Annotated in this window: 20 protein-coding genes and 1 pseudogene; 8 read left to right on the top strand and 13 right to left on the bottom strand. The window is 65.6% G+C overall.

From position 1 onward, the window contains the following. Positions 1–26: 26 nt before the first annotated feature. Together ACVWYP_RS10670 and ACVWYP_RS10665 are read right to left on the bottom strand one after the other, a co-directional pair. A complete protein-coding gene (locus ACVWYP_RS10670) occupies positions 27–395 on the bottom strand; it encodes a nuclear transport factor 2 family protein (protein WP_304498589.1) in 369 nt (122 codons plus the stop codon). Positions 396–536: 141 nt separating this feature from the next. Continuing rightward, a complete protein-coding gene (locus ACVWYP_RS10665) occupies positions 537–1,190 on the bottom strand; it encodes a glutathione S-transferase family protein (protein WP_304498588.1) in 654 nt (217 codons plus the stop codon). A 492-nt stretch (positions 1,191–1,682) separates the two neighbouring features. On the opposite strand from ACVWYP_RS10665, the pseudogene ACVWYP_RS10660 reads away from it, so the two are divergent. Next, positions 1,683–3,354, top strand: a pseudogene (locus ACVWYP_RS10660) (methyl-accepting chemotaxis protein). Positions 3,355–3,636: 282 nt separating this feature from the next. Further along, positions 3,637–4,425, top strand: a complete 789-nt coding sequence (locus tag ACVWYP_RS10655; protein WP_304498586.1) for an SDR family NAD(P)-dependent oxidoreductase — start codon at positions 3,637–3,639, stop codon at positions 4,423–4,425. 270 nt (positions 4,426–4,695) lie between these two features. Here ACVWYP_RS10655 and ACVWYP_RS10650 read toward each other — a convergent pair whose 3' ends face one another. Both ACVWYP_RS10650 and cobS read right to left on the bottom strand, forming a co-directional pair. Further along, complete coding sequence (locus ACVWYP_RS10650; protein ID WP_304498585.1) at positions 4,696–5,262, bottom strand: histidine phosphatase family protein; 567 nt, start codon at positions 5,260–5,262, stop codon at positions 4,696–4,698. Between the two features lie 70 nt (positions 5,263–5,332). Then, entirely contained in the window at positions 5,333–6,085 is a 753-nt protein-coding gene (gene cobS, locus ACVWYP_RS10645) for an adenosylcobinamide-GDP ribazoletransferase (protein WP_304498584.1), read from the bottom strand. A 176-nt stretch (positions 6,086–6,261) separates the two neighbouring features. Between cobS and cobT the strand changes: the two genes are divergently transcribed. From cobT to ACVWYP_RS10630, 3 genes are all read left to right on the top strand, one after another. Then, positions 6,262–7,275, top strand: a complete 1,014-nt coding sequence (cobT, locus tag ACVWYP_RS10640; protein WP_304498583.1) for a nicotinate-nucleotide--dimethylbenzimidazole phosphoribosyltransferase — start codon at positions 6,262–6,264, stop codon at positions 7,273–7,275. A 176-nt stretch (positions 7,276–7,451) separates the two neighbouring features. Further along, positions 7,452–7,742 (top strand): hypothetical protein, encoded by a 291-nt coding sequence (locus ACVWYP_RS10635; protein ID WP_016842535.1) that lies wholly within the window; start codon positions 7,452–7,454, stop codon positions 7,740–7,742. A 110-nt stretch (positions 7,743–7,852) separates the two neighbouring features. Next, a complete protein-coding gene (locus ACVWYP_RS10630; RefSeq protein ID WP_028343956.1) occupies positions 7,853–8,275 on the top strand; it encodes a S49 family peptidase domain-containing protein in 423 nt (140 codons plus the stop codon). A 198-nt stretch (positions 8,276–8,473) separates the two neighbouring features. Here ACVWYP_RS10630 and ACVWYP_RS10625 read toward each other — a convergent pair whose 3' ends face one another. From ACVWYP_RS10625 to ACVWYP_RS10595, 7 genes are all read right to left on the bottom strand, one after another. Further along, the gene (locus ACVWYP_RS10625) at positions 8,474–8,884 is read right to left on the bottom strand and encodes a VOC family protein (protein WP_028343957.1); all 411 of its coding nucleotides are present in this window, start codon (positions 8,882–8,884) and stop codon (positions 8,474–8,476) included. A gap of 118 nt (positions 8,885–9,002) precedes the next feature. Continuing rightward, the gene (locus ACVWYP_RS10620; RefSeq protein WP_304498582.1) at positions 9,003–9,539 is read right to left on the bottom strand and encodes an SRPBCC family protein; all 537 of its coding nucleotides are present in this window, start codon (positions 9,537–9,539) and stop codon (positions 9,003–9,005) included. 92 nt (positions 9,540–9,631) lie between these two features. Further along, entirely contained in the window at positions 9,632–10,042 is a 411-nt protein-coding gene (locus ACVWYP_RS10615) for a DoxX family protein (RefSeq protein ID WP_304498581.1), read from the bottom strand. Between the two features lie 202 nt (positions 10,043–10,244). Then, on the bottom strand, positions 10,245–11,762 hold the full coding sequence (locus ACVWYP_RS10610) for an arylsulfatase B (protein WP_304498580.1): 1,518 nt from the start codon (positions 11,760–11,762) through the stop codon (positions 10,245–10,247). 199 nt (positions 11,763–11,961) lie between these two features. Then, entirely contained in the window at positions 11,962–13,242 is a 1,281-nt protein-coding gene (locus tag ACVWYP_RS10605; protein ID WP_304498579.1) for an RNA polymerase sigma factor, read from the bottom strand. After that, positions 13,239–13,607, bottom strand: a complete 369-nt coding sequence (locus ACVWYP_RS10600) for a YciI family protein (protein WP_028332829.1) — start codon at positions 13,605–13,607, stop codon at positions 13,239–13,241. The genes ACVWYP_RS10605 and ACVWYP_RS10600 overlap by 4 nt, the downstream gene beginning before the upstream one ends. Before the next feature lie 157 nt (positions 13,608–13,764). After that, positions 13,765–14,076, bottom strand: coding sequence for a hypothetical protein (locus ACVWYP_RS10595; protein ID WP_304498578.1), 312 nt, complete (start codon positions 14,074–14,076; stop codon positions 13,765–13,767). An 87-nt stretch (positions 14,077–14,163) separates the two neighbouring features. On the opposite strand from ACVWYP_RS10595, the gene ACVWYP_RS10590 reads away from it, so the two are divergent. Beyond that, positions 14,164–15,129 (top strand): 2-hydroxyacid dehydrogenase, encoded by a 966-nt coding sequence (locus tag ACVWYP_RS10590; RefSeq protein ID WP_304498577.1) that lies wholly within the window; start codon positions 14,164–14,166, stop codon positions 15,127–15,129. 116 nt (positions 15,130–15,245) lie between these two features. Further along, positions 15,246–15,389 carry a hypothetical protein gene (locus ACVWYP_RS10585; RefSeq protein ID WP_456684102.1) on the top strand — a complete coding sequence of 48 codons (144 nt, stop codon included), beginning with the start codon at positions 15,246–15,248 and terminating at the stop codon, positions 15,387–15,389. 5 nt (positions 15,390–15,394) lie between these two features. Here the strand turns inward: ACVWYP_RS10585 and ACVWYP_RS10580 are convergent, their stop codons facing one another. Both ACVWYP_RS10580 and ACVWYP_RS10575 read right to left on the bottom strand, forming a co-directional pair. Beyond that, positions 15,395–16,045: a dihydrofolate reductase family protein gene (locus tag ACVWYP_RS10580; protein WP_304498575.1), complete on the bottom strand. Its 651-nt coding sequence runs from the start codon at positions 16,043–16,045 to the stop codon at positions 15,395–15,397. 91 nt (positions 16,046–16,136) lie between these two features. Continuing rightward, entirely contained in the window at positions 16,137–16,796 is a 660-nt protein-coding gene (locus ACVWYP_RS10575) for a TetR/AcrR family transcriptional regulator (protein WP_304498574.1), read from the bottom strand. A 93-nt stretch (positions 16,797–16,889) separates the two neighbouring features. On the opposite strand from ACVWYP_RS10575, the gene ACVWYP_RS10570 reads away from it, so the two are divergent. Next, a complete protein-coding gene (locus ACVWYP_RS10570) occupies positions 16,890–17,534 on the top strand; it encodes a glutathione binding-like protein (protein ID WP_304498573.1) in 645 nt (214 codons plus the stop codon). Positions 17,535–17,650: the final 116 nt, after the last annotated feature.

Raw genomic sequence — 17,650 nt, 5'->3', positions numbered from 1 at the left:
GGTCATTGCGTCGCGCGCCACAGCCCTCAGCGTTCTTGCCTGACGAGCTCTCCGTCCTGGTGCGACGGGCCGAAATAGACCTCGATGCGCGACACCTTGTCGCCGTCGAACACGAAGAACTCGGTGTTGCGAAAGCTCTTGCCGTCACGCGCGACGCAGCGATAGGTGACGAAGGCCTCGACGCCGTCGACCATGATGCGCTCGATCTCGTGGCGGCCGATCCAGGAGTCGCGCCAGCACTCGGCGAAATAGGTCGGCTTGTCGATGTTCTCGCCATAGGGCGTCGAGAAGCGGAAATCCTCCGCGAACGCCGCCTCGACACTCGCGCGGTCATTGGCGAGGTAGGCGGCGAAAAGGGAGCGGATGATCTCCGCCCTGTTGCCAGCTGCAGCCATGTCGTCTCCCACACGTATCGCCCGGGCCTCCGGAGCGGCCAGCGCTCCGGAAACCCCCTCAGGGAGATGACGAGCGAGACGCCGCGAAAGCGACATCACGCCACAATTTATTTTCGGAACCGGATCGCAGGCCGGTTTGCTTCAGGTTTCCTGCGGGAACATGCCGAAATAGGGCTCGGCCTCCTTCAGGACGCGCGCGAAGGACGGCCGCCCCATCAGCCGCTCGAGATAGGCCGCCAGATGCCGATGGCCATCTCCGATCGGCTCGACCTTGTTGCCGTAGAACATCGTCGGCGCGGCCGCGCAATCGGCCAACGAGAAGCGCTCGCCCATCATCCAGCCGCCCTGCGCGCATTGCTGATCGAGGATCGCATAGGAGGTGCGGAGCTGCGCCCGCGCCTCGGCGACGCCATGGGGGTCCTTGCGACCGGCAGGCCGCAGGCGGTCGCCGACGACCTTCTGCATCGGCAGATGGACATAGAGATCGAGAAAGCGGTCGCGCAGCCTGGTCTGCAGCGCGAGGTCCGGATCCTCGGGGATCAGCCTGACGGCACCGGGATAATGCCGGTCGAGATATTCGATGACGATGCTCGATTCCGGCACCGTCTCGCCCCGCGTCTCGTCGCGGAGCACGGGAAAACGGCCGATCGGCGACAGCGCGAGCAGCGCCGCGCGCTCGGCGGGATCGCCGAGATTGACCATGTTCGGCTTGAACGGCGTGCCGTTCTCGTAGAGCGCAATCAGCGCCTTCCAGCAGAACGAGGACAGCGGGTGGTAATGCAGGGTGAGCGACATCGGAACTCCATCATGGAACCAGTGCCCGGAGGACGAATCGGAGTCCGCCCGGCCGACATCTCGTGCCACGATTATTTTGCGATCGCGGTGAGCAGATACTCGAACCTCGACGCGCCTTCGTCGAGGACGCGAATCAGAGAGCGAGATCGATCGGCGAAGCGGCCAGTAATATCAAACTTCGTAATAGGCCTATCAGCGCTGCTGAAGTGAACGCGTTGCGATCATCCGCATCAGACCAAAGTCGTCCTCGATTTTCGCCCGTAAGATTACGGTGAACATCGCATGCAGACTACGGATGATAACGTGCATACTGAAAAAATACGCCGCAAGTTGAAAGAGATGGCGCGGGTGCATCGGCGCATTATGCAGATCGTGCCAGGCGCGCGCGAGCAGCAGGCTTTACCGATGCTAAACGGCTCGCTGCAACCTTTCCGTGAGTTGCCGCGATCCGCTTTTCCCCATCCCTTTCATTTGGACCTTCACGGAGCCCTGATGTTCAGTTTCAGCAACAAGGCCAAGATCGAGAATGCGCTGGCGCAGACTGCCGCGATCGGCAAGTCGCAGGCGGTGATCGAGTTCAAGCTCGACGGCACCATCGTCGACGCCAACGAGAACTTCCTGAATGCGATGGGCTACACGCTCGACGAGATCAAGGGCAAGCACCACAGCATGTTCGTCGATCCGGCCATTCGCGACAGCCAGGACTATCGCGTGTTCTGGGCCAACCTGAACCGCGGCGAGTTTCAGGCCGCGCAATACAGGCGCATCGGCAAGGGCGGCCGCGAGATATGGATCCAGGCCTCCTACAACCCGATCCTGGACAAGGGTGGCAAGCCGGTCGGCGTGATCAAGTTCGCCACCGACATCACGGCGCAGAAGATTCACAGCATGGAGGAGGCCGGCAAGATCGCCGCGATCGGCCGGGCGCAGGCGGTGATCGAGTTCAACATGGACGGCACCATCGTCAATGCCAACGAGAATTTTCTCGGCGCGCTGGGATACTCGCTCGCCGAAATCCAGGGCAAGCACCACAGCATGTTCGTGCCGCCGGCCGACCGCGACAGCGTGGCCTATCGCGACTTCTGGGCACGGCTGAACCGGGGCACGTTCGAGGCCGGCGAATTCAAGCGGCTCGGCAAGGGCGGCAAGGAAATCTGGATCCTCGCCACCTACAACCCGATCCTCGACGACCGCGGCAAGCCCTTCAAGGTCGTCAAGTTCGCCACCGACGTCACCCAGCAGAAGGTGAAAACCGCCGACAATGACGGCCAGATCGATGCGATCGGCAAGTCGCAGGCGGTGATCGAGTTCAACATGGACGGCACGATCCGCACCGCGAACCCGAACTTCCTCGCCGCGATGGGCTATTCGCTTGCCGACATCCAGGGCAAGCATCACAGCATGTTTGTCGAGCCCGCTGAGGCGAGCGCGGCCGGCTACCGCGAGTTCTGGGGGGCGCTGAACCGCGGCGAATTTCAGGCCGCCGAATACAAGCGCATCGCCAAGGGCGGCCGCGAGATCTGGATCCAGGCCTCCTACAACCCGATCCTCGATCTCAACGGCAAGCCCTACAAGGTGGTGAAGTACGCCACCGACATCACCGCGCAGGCGATCGGCCGCAAGAAGGCAGACAGCGCGCGCGGCCTGATCGAGGCGGTCGCCGCCGGCAGCGAGGAGATGAGCGCCTCGATCCGCGAGATCTCGGAAACCATGACCAAGTCGAAGCAGAACGCCGCGGTCGCCACCGGCCGGGTCGAGGCTGCCGACGGACAGGCGCAGAAGCTCAATGCCGCAGCTCAGGCGATGAGCGGCATCGTCGAGATGATCTCGAGCATCACCGGGCGAGATCAACCTGCTGGCGCTCAACGCCACGATCGAGTCGGCGCGCGCCGGCGAAGCCGGCCGCGGCTTCGCGGTGGTCGCCTCCGAGGTGAAGAGCCTCGCCAATCAGGCCAAGCAGGCGACCGACACGATCTCCTCTGAAATCGACGCGCTGAACTCGATCGCCGCCGAAGTGGTGAGCTCGCTGTCCGAGATCAAGGCGGCGATCGCCGGCGTCAACGAATACATCACCTCCACCGCCGCCGCGGTCGAGGAGCAGAGCATCGTCACGCAGGACATGTCCACCAACATGCAGCGCGCCTCTGCCGAACTCGCAGCGTAAGCCACGGTGCGATCCTCGAAGGATGGGCGGCCCGGGCTGGGGGCCGTGCATCCTTCGAGACGCGCCTTCTTCCCATGCTGAAAGAGTATAGAACGGCCGTCGCACCCATGTCATTGCGAGCGAAGCGAAGCAATCCACCTCGCCACACGGGAAGAATGGATTGCTTCGTCGCTATCGCTCCTCGCAATGACGGCCGAGCCAGTTGAGCGCCTCTCAGGTTGACATCACCAGGTAAAGGTCGCAGACGGTCGGGACTTCCTGCCCGAACCGATGGACCATCCGATGAATTCCGCCTCCCCCAAAGTCGCACTCGTGACCGGCGCCGCGCGTGGCATCGGGCTTGCTGCGGCGAAACGCTTTCTCGCCGACGGCTGGCGCGTCGCGCTGCTCGATATCGAGGGCGAATTGCTGCGCGCGGCGGTCGCGGCGCTGAGACAGCCCGACGACACGCTGGCGCTCACCTGCGACGTATCGGATGCCGCTAGTGTGGCAGCCGCGATCTCTGCGATCACCGACCGGTTCGGCCGGCTCGACGCGCTGGTCAACAATGCCGGCATTGCCGTGTTCACGCCGGTGCTGGAGACTTCGGACGCCGACTGGAGCCGGATCATGGCGGTCAACCTCACCGGCCCGTTCTTGTGCACCAAGGCGGCCGCGCCGATAATGCGCGAGCATGGCGGCGGCGCGATCGTCAACATCACCTCGATCTCGGCGGTGCGCGCCTCGACGCTGCGCTCGGCCTACGGCACCAGCAAGGCCGGCCTCGCGCATCTCACCAAGCAGCTCGCGGTCGAGTTCGCCTCGCTCGGCATCCGCGTCAACGGCGTGGCGCCCGGCCCGGTCGAGACCGCGATGGCCAAGGCCGTCCACACACCGGAGATCCGCGCCGACTATCACGACGCCATCCCGCTCAACCGCTATGGGCTGGAGGAGGAGCTGGCGGAAGCGATCTTCTTCCTGTGCTCGGATCGCGCCAGCTACATCACCGGACAGATCCTCGCCGTCGACGGCGGCTTCGACGCCGCCGGCATCGGCCTGCCGACCCTGCGCGGCGCGCGGCGGAACGGCTGAGGACACGCAAGTCCTCCCGTCATTGCGAGCGAAGCGAAGCAATCCATCGCCCCTCGCAATGACAGAACCGACGCTACGCGCTCAATCTATCACCGTCACCCCCGCGCAAAGGCTTCGCCTTTGTCGCTGGAGGTGGCCGCTTCTTCAGCGGCCCTCGAAGGGTCGACGGCCCGGCTGGTGGCCGTGCACCCTTCGAGGCTCGCCCAGCGGCGCAATTGCGCCGCAAGGCTCGCACCTCAGGATGACGGAACTAACATTAGCGCAATTGGCTTAGCGGCCGTTCACCGCAACCACGCGCCAGGCATCGGGCAATCGGTCGATCCGCGTCAATGACAGCGGATCGATGACGAAGCGCAGCGCGAACTCCGGCGCGAGATCGAGTGCAATCGCAAGGATCGCGCGGATGGTGCCTGAATGCACGACCAGCACGACGTCGCCGGCCGGCAGACGCCCGAGCCCTGCCCGCGCCCGCATGATCTGATCGGCAAAGCTTTCGCCGTCCGGCGGCCGGTTGTTGCCCGGCGATTGCCAGAACGCGCGATAGGCTGCGCCGAGCTCGGCTTCGATCTCGCTGTGGCGCCGGCCGGTCCAATCGCCAAAATCCTGCTCGCGAAAGGCGTCGTCCTCCGCTGCCGTCAGGCCGAGCTTTGCTGCGGTCTCGCGGGTGCGCCGCGCCGGACTGCAGACCGCGAGCGCATGAGCCGGCAGCCTCACCTGCAACGACGCGAATGCTGCGGCATCGCTGAGGTCGGCGGGCGCATCCGGCGCGTGGATCACGCCGCGCGGACCGTCCACCGGCGCATGACGGATTAGCCAGAGACGGGTTTCGCGATCCATGTTCCGCTCACGCTTTCATTTTGACGCGCTTTCTTCACGCGAACCGGGATCCACTTCGCTCGAAAACGCCCTAACCTAACCGCGCCGCAAGCAGCACCAGGATCGCGGTCTCCGCGACCTGCTCGGTGCCGCCGAGCACATCGCCGGTCTGGCCGCCGATTTGCCGCTTTGCCACGAGCACCATGATCAGTGCGCTCGCACCGGCCACGATCGCCGCCAGCAGCGCGCTGCCGAACGGCAAGGCGAGGACTGCGATCAACAGCGCCAGGCCGGCCGCGACCACGGCAATTGTCCCATCGGGCCTACCGGCATTGGCGGCGAGCCCGTCCTTGCGCGCATAGGGCAGGCTGATCGCGATCCATGGCAGCACGCCGCGGCCCAGCGCGTGCGCAGATATCAGGCTCTGCACCACAAATCCGTTCGGCAGCGCAGCCAGCGCCGCGAGCTTGGCGGTAAAGCTCACCACCAGCGCCAGCGCGCCATAGGTGCCGAGCCGGCTGTCGCGCATGATCTCGAGCTTGGCCGCGACATCGCGGCCGCCGCCGAACCCGTCGGCAACATCGGCGAGCCCGTCCTCATGCAGCGCGCCGGTGAGCAGCGCACCGCCGCCGAGCGCGAGCGCGGCGGCGGCCAGATCCGGCACACCGATCGCCCGCAGCAGCAGGCAAAACAGGCCGATCGCCGCCCCGATGGCGGCCCCGACCAGGGGAAACAGCCGCTGCGCCCGGGCAAAGCTCTCCGGCCGCGCGCCGTCCGGATGCGGCATCGGCAGGCGGGTCAGGAAGGCGGTGGCGGTCCTGAGTTCGTCGAGCCATTGATTCATGGTGAAGGCCTGGAAATTGGGCTAAAGCGCGACGAGATCGGGCTCGATCTCATCGCGCTTAGCTTCCTGTTAGGGCATGATCTCCGCGCAAATGCTACGCATTTGTCGCAAGGAAAACCGCTTCACACTTTTCCGGATCATGCATTAGCTTGCGGCCCGCTCGACGAGGGAATCGCATGCAGTTCAGTACTCTAGACGACATCCGCGGCTTTTGTCGCGACCTGCCGCAGGGCGACGAGGCCAGTGCCGCGGCCGCCACGCAGCGCCAGCAGAACCTGACCAAGCCGCCGGGAAGCCTCGGCCGCCTGGAAGAGGTTGCGATCTGGCTGGCGCGCTGGCAGCGGCGCGAGATGCCCCGGCTCGATCACGTCACGATCGCCGTGTTCGCCGGCAATCACGGCATCGCCGAGCGCGGCGTTTCAGCCTATCCCTCCGAGGTCACCGCGCAGATGGTGGCGAACTTCGCCGCCGGCGGCGCTGCGATCAACCAGATCGCCAAGCTTGCCGGTGCCGAGCTGCGCGTCGAGCCGCTCGAGCTGGCGCGCCCGACCCGCGACTTCACGACCGGGCCGGCGATGGACGCCGCCGATTTCCTCGTCGCGCTCGATACCGGCTGGCGCACGGTGCCCGAGCAATGCGATTTGCTCGTGGTCGGCGAGATGGGCATCGCCAACACCACGGTCGCCGCGACGCTGTGCGCCGCCTTGATGGGCGGGCGCGGCGTGCGCTGGGCCGGCCGCGGCACCGGCGTCGACGATGCCGGGCTGATACGCAAGCGCACCACGATCGATGCGGCGCTCAAGCTGCATCGCGGCGCGATCGACGATCCGCTCGTCACTGCGATGTCGCTCGGCGGACGCGAGCTCGCGGCGATCGCGGGCGCTGTGCTGGCGGCGCGCGCACGCTGCATTCCGGTGCTGCTCGACGGCTTCGTGGCGACAGCCGCGGTGCTGCCGCTGGCGCGGCTTCAACCCGACAGCCTCGCGCATTGCCGCGCCGGACATGTGTCGGCCGAACTCGGCCACCGCGAATTGCTGCGCGAGCTCGAACTCGTCCCCTTGCTCGATCTTAACATGCGGCTCGGCGAAGGCTCCGGCGCGGGGGTTGCGATCCTGCTGTTGCGCGCGGCGCTCGCCTGTCATGGCGGCATGGCGACCTTTGCCGAGGCCGGCGTCTCCGGCGCGGGCTGAGGCTCTCGGGAGAGCCGGAAGGTTCCCTCAAAAAGCCGGTGCATAGCGTCGGCACGGGCCGCAATCTTCGCGTGCGCAGCATGACCTCTACGCGCTTAAGGCCTAACCTTCGCGGCGGTGGGACGCCGGCCGGCGTCTCGGCCGTGCTGAACCAGATACCGGGGAGAAATCACCTCATGTCGGGCGTTCTCATCAATCTGATCATTCAAGTCATCAGCGGAGCCGTCGGCGGCAATGTCGCGGCGGGAGCGGCCAAGAACATCGATCTCGGCACGCTCGGAAACACCATCGCAGGCGCCATCGGCGGCGGCGCAGGCGGACAGCTTCTGGGCATGCTGATCCCGCTGCTCGCCAATTCCGGCGCGACGCCTGACATCGGCAGCATCATCGGTCAGGTCGCCGGCGGCGGCGTTGCCGGCGCCGTGCTCACTGCGATCGTGGGGGCGCTCAAGAACCGCGCGGCCTGAGCCACCTGCTGTCGCGACCGGGACATCGGTCTTGACGATGCCCCATTCCGGCGCGAGCCTTGCGGCTTCAGATGCGGCACCTCGATCGCATCGTGGCAGGGATTGCGCGCATGAAAATACTTGTCGCGGCGGCAGCTCTCTGCGCAACGGTTAGCTGCGCGCAAGCCGATGTTCGTATCCTCGCCAGCCCCGGCGGGGAGGTCGGCCCGTTCATCGAACTGTTCGACAAGGTGCGCGAGTCGGGCGAACGCGTCGTGATCGACGGGCCCTGCCTGTCGGCCTGCACCCTGGTGCTCTCGATGGTGCCGGGCGACCGCATCTGCGTGACGCGGCGCGCCGTGCTCGGCTTCCACGCCGCGCGCTCGATAGACCGGCGCGGCCGGACATATGCCGAGCCGGAAGCGTCCGTGGCGGTGCTGCAAGCCTATCCGGCACCGGTGCGCGGCTGGATCGTCCGCCGCGGCGGCCTGACCTCGCGCCTGCTATTGCTGCGCGGCCGCGAGCTCGCGGCGATCTATCCGCGGTGCAGGTAGCGGCGTGGATTGCGTCTTTCTTGACCCGCCGACGCTACCGGACCGTCATCCTGAGGTGCGAGCCCTTGCGAGCCTCGAAGGATGAACGGCCCCGCCGGTGGCCGTCGATCCTTCGAGGGCCGCTGAAGAACCGGCCACCTCCAGCGACAACGGCGGAGCCGTTGCGCGGGGATGACGGGGCAATCAGGCTGCTCGGGGTTACATCCCCTGCGGGCAGTTCACCATCCAGGGGATGCCGAACTGATCGACGCACATGCCGAAGCCGTTGGAGAAGAAGGTCTTGCCGAACGGCATCGTCACCGTGCCGCCCTCGGACAGCGCCTTGAAGCGGCGTTCGGCTTCCGCGGGATCCTCGACCTGCAACGCGACGTGAAAACCCTGCGGCTTCTGGAAGTGGCCGGGCGGGGCGTCGGACGCCATGATGATCTCGCCGTCGATCGTGAGGCGGGCGTGCATGATCTTGTCTTTCCAGCCGGGCGGCGTCTGCATCTCCGCACTGCCCTCGCCGTAGGGGAAGGTGTCCTCGATCCGCGCGCCGAGAACCTTCTCGTAGAATTTCAGCGCGGCGCCGCAATTGCCGTCGTAGGAGAGATAGGGGTTGACTTGCATCGCATGCTCCCTTGGGTCATTCGAGCCTCGTCCCGATGGTATCGGAACGAGGGCTCTGGATTGTTATCTTGACACGTTTTCTTGACGCAAACCGGTAACCACTTCGCGCGAAAACGCGCTACTTTTCAGTCAGCTTCTTCAGATTGGCGAGACCGACCTCGAAATCCCTGCCGATCATGCGATCCAGGTTCATGAACACCTGCATCACCTTCGACATGAAGACGGCCGGACCATACATGGTCCATGTGACGCTGGTCGCATCTCCCTGCGGCAGCATTGTGAACTCGGCGGTGTTGTGGCCTTCGAACGGCTTGATGAAGTCGAGCTTGATGACGATCTTCGACGGCGCGGAGGATTGCAGGATCTCCATGCGGCCAGCGCCGACATTCTTGTTGCCGTCCCAGGCGTAGACCGCACCCTGCCCGCGCCCGGCGCCGCTATAGATGCGCTTCATGGCCGGATCCCGGTTCTCGTAAGGCGACCAGACCGTCCACTGATGGAAATCGTCGATCAATGGAAAGATCCGCTCGGCCGGCGCGTTGATGCTGACCGCACGCGTGACGCGGAGCGTGCCCGGCTTGGTCGCCGCGAGGACGAGGATGACGGCGATCGCGGCGCCGAGGACGATCGCGATGATGGCAACCGTCTCCAACATGACAGTCTCCACAAGGATGGATTGAACAACGGAAGCGTTTTCAAGCGAAGTGGGTACCGGTTCGCGTGAAGAAAACGCGGCAAACAAGCAGCTCACCGGCGAAATGGAAGCATTGCGCGCAGATTGCCGTCGCGCAGATAGAGCCCGCCCCACAGCATCAGGCCGAGATAGAGCCCGAACAGCGTGTGGGTGAACAGCGGGCTGCCGATCCGCACATGCGATGCGATCGCGCCGCCGAGATAGCCGGTGAGCAGGATCGCGCCGAGGATCGAGGTCGGCGGCACCGAGTACAGCAGCGTGCAGACGATGGTGATGATGCCGAGGCTGCGCGCCAGCGCATCGCTCGCGCCGAAGCCCATCCTGTCCATGGTCTCGGTGACGACAGACAGCGGCACCAGCTTGAGCGCGCCGTCGAACAGCAGGAACAGGACGACCACGCCGCTCATGACGCGTCCGGTGATGCGGGCGGGCTTTGAGACTTCGGTGTCGACGATCGTCGGCATGACAGGCTCCGTAACGCTTGGTGATGCTCTCTGCCTTCATGACGAACGGCGGAGTACGGGGCCGACACCCCCGGTGAAGATTTTTGCATGTCGTCGCAATGCATGATCGAGGCTCCCGGTGCGGGAGCTCGAGTCACGGGCATCCGGCCAGATTCAATGTGGTTTACCCCTTCAACGGGGTCGGCCCCGCGGCCCCTCGCCCTCAGTCACCTTGCGTGAAAAAGGCTTCCTCGTTGGGCAGCGAAGGCGGCCCGTGTGCCGCGCCCTTGACCGCCGCGAAAGCGTCGGCAAGAAACAGAGACTTGGCGCTCTCCCTGGCGAGTTGTTCGATGCGGGACTGCAGCTCCCTGACCTTCTGAGGGTTGCTTTCGGCCAGGTTGGTTTTTTCCGACGGGTCTTGCGGGATATTGTACAGCTCGATCGCCGAAGGGAGCGGTGTCCGCCAGATCAGCTTCCAGTCACCTGCGCGCACACCGCCGCGGAATGGCTCGATGTTGTAGACCACCTCCTGCCTGGGTGAGGGGGCGCCTTTGCTGACGGTGGCCCAGACGTCCAGCCCATCAAGCAACTTTCCCTTGCCTGGCTTGGCGAGGTTGGCGCCGGCGAGGCCGGCGAGCGTCGGGAACATATCGACGACGTGCATCATCTCCCTCACCTCCCCGGCTCTGATTTGCCCGGGCCAGTTCGCGAATGCGGCGACGCGCGTCCCGCCTTCGTACAACATGCCTTTTCCGCCGCGGTACGGACCGTTGTCGGCCGGCAGCTTCAGCTTCGACACGTCGGCATCCCCGGCAAGGAGCGCGGTCTGGTTGCCGCCATTGTCGCTCATGAAGACGATCAAGGTGTTCTCGCGCATCTTCTTCCGTTCGAGCGCGGAGACCAGCTTGCCGATCTCGTCGTCCATGCACGTGATCATGGCGGCGTAGGTGCGTCTCGTCGGATCTTCGATGTGCCGGTACCTGTCGATGTATTCCTTCGGAGCCTGGTAAGGCGAGTGCGGAGCGGTAAAGGCTAGATACAGAAACAGCGGTACCTTTGGATCATGGGCGTCGATTTGCGCGACTGCATCCGCACCCCACAATTGAGTGACGTAGCCCGGCTCGTTCACCGGCTTGTCGTTGCGATACCAGTCGCGCACATTTGCCGATGAATGGGTGAAGTAATCGACCTCGCCCACCATCGATCCATAGTGGTAATCGAACCCGCGTTGACGCGGCCAGAACTTGCGGTCGGCGTGCCCAAGATGCCACTTGCCGACCATGGCGGTCCTGTAGCCCGCTTCCTTGAGCGCCTGCGGCAGCAGCCATTCATCGGTCGGCAAGCCGTATTTGGCGGGCGTCGGGATGACCAGGGTTTGCAAGCCGTAGCGGCACGGATAGCGGCCGGTCATCAATGCTGCGCGGGTTGGGGTGCACATCGGCTGGACGTAGAATTGCTCGAGCCGGGCCCCGTCCTGCGCAAGCTTGTCGATATTTGGGGTCTTGATGTCGGAGCCGTGAAATCCGACGTCCTTCCATCCGAGATCGTCCGCGACGATGTAAACGATGTGCGGGCGCGGCGCGGTCGATTGCGCGGCGGCAGACGTGGGGTTCGCAGGCGCAATTGAGGCCAACGCAAGCATGGCCAGGACCGAGCTGCCGTTCAACAGGAGATCGCGGCGATTTATTTGGCGATTGCCTTGCGCTGAATGCATCGATTCATCGAGCGGGCGATCAATCATTTCGTTCTCCGGGCAATGTTTTTGTGTGCAATTCACGCAGGCTACTGCGGAGGTGCGCCGCAGGGAAGCAGGCAATCGCAGCAGCGGCGGCGTTTCGACGCCGGGCGGCAATCGGGGCTTCGGGGGAAGCATCGCTTTCGGGGGGGGAAGCGATACGGGCTCAGGGCCGCGCATGACGGCCGCGCGACACCTTGGACGACTATTTCCCCGCCTTCGCGTTGCGCGGCTGGCTGTCGCGCATCAGGCGGTCGATATGCATGCGGATGTGGGCGGCTTCAGCGGTGGTGTTGGCAAGCGCGATGGCGCGGTCGAAGGCGATGCGGGCCTCCTCGTTGCGGCCGAGCTGCATCAAGAAGGCGCCGCGCACGCCGAAATAATGGAAGTAGTTGGCAAGCCGCGGTGCCAGGGGCTCGATCATCTCGAGCGCGGCTTCCGGCCCCTTCACCTTGGAGACCGCAACGGCGCGGTTGAGCGTGATCACCGGCGACGGCTGCATGACCTCGAGCGCGCCGTACAGTAGATCGATCTGGGTCCAGTCGGTATCCTCGGGCTTTTCCGCACGGGCGTGCAGCGCTGCGATCGCCGCCTGCACCTGATACGGCCCGCTGCGGCGGTGGCGCATCGCCTTGTCGATCAGCGCGAGGCCCTCGGCGATCTGCTTCTGATTCCACAGGCTGCGGTCCTGGTCGTCGAGCAGGATCACCTGGCCGTCGGCGTCGAAGCGCGCCTCGGCGCGGGCGTGCTGCAGCAACAGCAGCGCGGTGAGCCCCATGATTTCGGGCTCGCTCTGGAACAGCCGCAGCAGCAGGCGGGCGAGGCGAATCGCCTCCTCGCACAGCGGCGCGCGGATTTCGGCGGTGTCGCCGCTCGCCGAATAGCCCTCGTTGAAGATCAGATAGATCATCGCCGCGACCGAGGCGAGCCGCTCGCTGCGCTCGACCGCACCCGGCGTCTCGAACGGCACGTTGGCATCGGCGACGCGCGCCTTGGCCCGCGTGATGCGCTGCTCCATCGCCGCTTCCGAGACCAGGAAGGCGCGCGCGATCTGCTTCACCGTGAGACCTGAGACGATGCGCAGCGCGAGCGCGATCTGCTGCGTCGCCGGCAGATCCTTGTGACAGCAGATGAAGAGCAGCCGCAGGATGTCGTCGCGGTAGTGCGAGCCGTCGAGCCGCTCGGCGATCTCGTCCTCGGCATCGTCGAGGTCGGAGATCGCCTGGTCGTCGTCGGGCAGCGGCTGCTGCTTCTTGTTGCGGCGGACCTCGTCGATCGCGACGTTGCGGCCGACCATGATCAGCCACGCCGCGGGATCGCGCGGCGGGCCGTTCTGCGGCCAGCTCTTGAGCGCCCGCAGGCAGGCGTTCTGGAACGCCTCCTCGGCGGTGTCGAGATTGCGGAAGTAGCGCAGCAGGGCGCCAACCGCCTGGGGACGCGCGGACGTCAACGCAGCATCGATCCAGGCGGTGTCGGTCACGCTCACGCCTTGGTACCCCCCTGATTGAAGTAGCCGACCGGGCGAATCTCATAGGTGCCGCCGGGATTGGCCTCGCCGAGGTCGCGCGCGATGTCGAGCACCTCGTCGAGGTTCTTGCCCTCGACCAGATAGAAGCCGAGCAGCTGCTCCTTGGTTTCGGCGAACGGGCCGTCCAGCACCAGCGGCGGATTTTCCTTGCGCAGCGTGGTCGCCGCGGTGGTCGGCAACAGCCGCGCCACCGGGCCGAGCTTGCCCTGCTTGGCGAGCTTGTCCTGCACGACGGACAGTTTCTGCATGACGGAGGCGTCGTGTTCCTTGCTCCAGGAGCCGACCATGTCTTCGTCATGATAGCAGAGGATGGCGTACAGCATCGAAAAGGCATCTCCGTTCATTGCAAGAACGAACGATTATGCCCGCTGCCGACAGGTGGCGCGAAAGAAATTTGGGTTCCGGATGCCGGCGGCGGATTTTGATCGAGGCTCCATGGCGAGCTTCGACGGACGGGACGTTTGTCGCGGCGAAGGCGCGTCAGGCCGTCGCCGCGACGATGAACGTGCGGTTACTAATAAACGCTGTAGCGGGCGGGCGATCCGGCGCCTCGGCTTCATCGCTCTCGCGATGGCGGACGTGGCTCCTCGTCACCGGCCGGGACGCCTGCTGCCGCAGGGACTCCACGGGTTGCGATTGGGCCGGCCGGGCCTCGCCCAGCGCTGGAGCAACGGCCGGTTGCGCCTGTGCCGGTGCATCAGGGTTTGCGAGCACGAGGCCGCGGCTTTGATCGGCGTGGGCCGTGGCGACGGCAGCGAGGATGAAAGCCGACACCGGGATCAGTTTGCGCATGGAAGTTCTCCCCTGTTGATGGCAGGAGACGGGTGCGGGCTGGACCCGTTCTGTGACATATATCACATTGACGTTGGAGGTATCCGGATGGGCAAGGGCGCACTCGCGCTGCTGATCAATGGCGGCTCGGAAAACTGGTCGTCGGCGCGCTGGAAGGCGCGGTTCGATGCGGTCTGCCCGGACCGCCGCGTGGTGCTGCTGCCGGACGGCGCGCTCGATCCCGCCGAGGTGCATTACGCCGCGGTGTGGAAGCCGAAGCCGGGCGATCTCGCGGCGTTCAAGAACCTGCGCGTCATCTTCAATCTCGGCGCCGGGGTCGACGCGCTGATGGCGGATCGCTCGCTGCCCGACGTGCCGCTGGTGCGGGTCGCGGTCTCCGATCTCACCGACCGCATGACCGAATATGTCGTGCTGCATGTGCTGATGCATCACCGCCAGGAGCTCTATTTACGCGAGTCGCAGCGGGTGAAGCGCTGGGCGCCGGACTATCAGTGGGCGGCGAGCGCGATCACCGTCGGCGTGATGGGGCTCGGCACGCTCGGCGCCGCCTCGGCGCAGGCACTGCGCGCGCTCGGCTTTCGCGTCGTCGGCTGGAGCCGCAGCGAGAAGCGGATCGACGGCATCGCCTGCTATCACGGCGCGGACGGGCTCGACGCATTCCTGCGCGAGACCAACATCCTGGTCTGCCTGCTGCCGCTGACGCCCGATACAAGGCACGTGCTCAACCGCGACGCGTTCGCGAAGCTGAACCGCGAGAGCCCGCTCGGCGCGCCCGTCATCATCAATGCCGGCCGCGGCGGCTTGCAGAACGAGGCCGACATCCTGCGCGCGCTCGATGACGGCACTTTGGGCGCCGCCTCGCTCGACGTCTTCGAGACCGAGCCGCTGCCCGAGGCGAGCCCGTTCTGGAGCCACCCCAAGGTGGTGCTGACGCCGCACAACGCCGCCGACACCGACGCCGACGAGATCTCGAAATACGTCGCGCAGCAGATCGCGCGCTTCGAGCAAGGCGGCGCGCTGGACAACCTCGTCGATCGCAAGCGGGGGTATTAGCACCGCCGTCACCCAACACAGAGTGTCGTCCCGGCGAAAGCCGGGACCCATACTCCGCGGCCCCTCATTGGGGCATGCGGGGAAACCATCCTGCGCAACAACGAGGTCCTGTGGTTATGGGTCCCGGCTTTCGCCGGGACGACAAGGGGAGAGGCCGCTTCTCAGCCCATCCCGGCAACGAGTTCGGCGAGCCGGTCGTCGGCGAGCTCGACGCCCTTCTGGATGCCGGAATTGAGGTGACGCTGCTGACGCAGGCGTGAGCGGTCTAGGATTTGCGCGCGAAGGTGACGTGGGTCGCGTGCGGGCTCGCGACATGCGAGACGACGGCATAGCCGAGGGCGGGCAGATCGAGGCCCGCGAACAAACTCTCGCCGGCGCCGAGCGCGACCGGCGGCAACACCAGTTGCAGCTCGTCGAGCAGGCGCGCCTGCAGGAATTGCCGCACCACCGACACGCCGCCGCCGACGCGGATGTCCTTGTCGCCCGCAACCGCGCGCGCCCGCTCGAGTGCGGCGAGCATGCCGTCGGTCACGAAGTGGAACGTGGTGCCGCCTTCCATCTTGATGTCGGGCCGCGCGTGTTGGGTCAGCACGAACACCGGGGTGTGGTATGGCGGATTGTCGCCCCACCAGCCCTTCCAGGAATGATCCGGCCACGGTCCGCGGATCGGGCCGAACATGTTGCGGCCCATGATCCAGGCGCCGATCCCCTCCATCGACTTGCGCGCGATTTCGTCGTCGAGCCCGGTGGTGCCGCCGTCCTGTCCGGTCATCGCGCGAAAGGTTCGCGTCTCGAAGAACCAGGCGGCGGGCAGCGCCAGGCCGCCCACGCCGAACGGATGTTCGAGGCTCTGATTCAGCGCCGCGCCAAATCCGTCGATCGAGACCGTGAATACTGACGTCCTGACTTTTCCCATGATGTTCCGCTTCCGTGAGTGGGGAGACCTTACGGAAGACGGGCGGGAAAGCCAGCGCCCGACATTTGCTACGCGAGAAAGTTCCCCGCGGCTATTTCGCCCCGCACAGCACGTCGACGGCGCCCTTCACGATCGCCTCGAGTTCCCGGCGCGGCACGCGGGCGCGGGCGCGGATCGCGATGGTGTGGATGGTGGCGGAGGCGAGATGCGCCAGCGCCGCCGGATCGGTGCCGTCAGCCAGTTCGCCGCGCTCCTTGGCATGGCGGAAGCAGATGCCGAACGCCTTGTCGAGCTCGGTCAAGCCCTCCAGCACCATGCTGCGGATGTCCGGATCCGACACCGCCTCCGACGCCGCCGTCATCACGGTGAAGCAACCGCGCGGACCGGACTCGCCGGAGAGATAGATGTCGAGCGCGATGCGATAGATGCGCTCGAGCCGCTCGCGCAGCGGCGCGTCGGCGCGGAAGATATCGACCATCGCGGCGCGCGCGTCGTCGCGATAGCGCTGGTAGCTCTTGATGTAGAGCTCGCGCTTGTCGCCGAACGCGCCATAGAGGCTCGGCCGGTTCATGCCGGTCGCAGCGCTCAGATCATCGAGCGAGGTCGCGGCAAAGCCGTCGCGCCGGAACAGATCCAGCGCCTTGCCGAGTGCGACATCGGGCTCATAGGCGCGCGGCCGCCCGCGGCGCTTCGGGGTGACCGGCGCCACGATTTTGGCAGCAGACGGCGGCTTCTTACTTTTTTGTACCATCTCGCATTTAATTCCTTGACGCCACCAATATTATCCAAGACAGTACAAAAATCAACAACGGCCGGACACCCGCGCCAGACATTGGAGGCACCCATGGACCTTTATTTCTCGCCCCTCGCCTGCTCGATGGCGACCCGCGTCGCGCTCTATGAAGCCGGCCAGCCGGCCAACTACCTTGAGGTCGACCCGAAGACCAAGGCCGTGCGCACCGACGGCTCCGACTTCAACAAGGTCAACCCGCTCGGCTTGGTGCCGACGCTGCGCACCGACGACGGCGTCGTGCTGACCGAGAACGCCGCGATCCTGCAATATGTCGCTGACCAGTTTCCGCGCGCCGGCATCGGCACGGCGTCGAACGCCGAGCGTTCAAAGCTGCATCAATGGCTGTGCTTCATCGGCACCGAGCTGCACAAGGGCTTGTTCCTGCCGCTGCTCGACAAGAAGGCGCCGCCGGAGGCCAAGACCTATGCGCTGGAGAAATACGTCTCGCGGCTCGACTATCTCGAGGATCATCTGAAGGGCCGCGAGTACCTGCTCGATCATTTCAGCGTCGCCGACGCCTATCTCGTCACCGTCATCAACTGGACCATGGCGACGCCGCCGATCGAGCTCGCGAAATGGCCGGCGCTGAAGGCCTATTACGAGCGACTGCGCACTCGGCCCTCGGTTGCGAAGGCGCTCGCGGAGGAGTTCGAACTCTACAAGGCCGAGATCGCCCGGCACAAGGCGGCGGCGTAAGGGACACTGAGAGGCGACGGCTCCGAGCGCGGGGCCGTCCACCCTTCGAGGCTCGCTCCGCTCGCACCTCCAGCGACAAGGGCGAAGCCTTTGCGCGGGGGTGACGGAGCGAGGAT

The organism is Bradyrhizobium sp. USDA 3262 (genome assembly GCF_054060035.1).
This window is presented reverse-complemented; position numbering and strand designations above follow the sequence as displayed.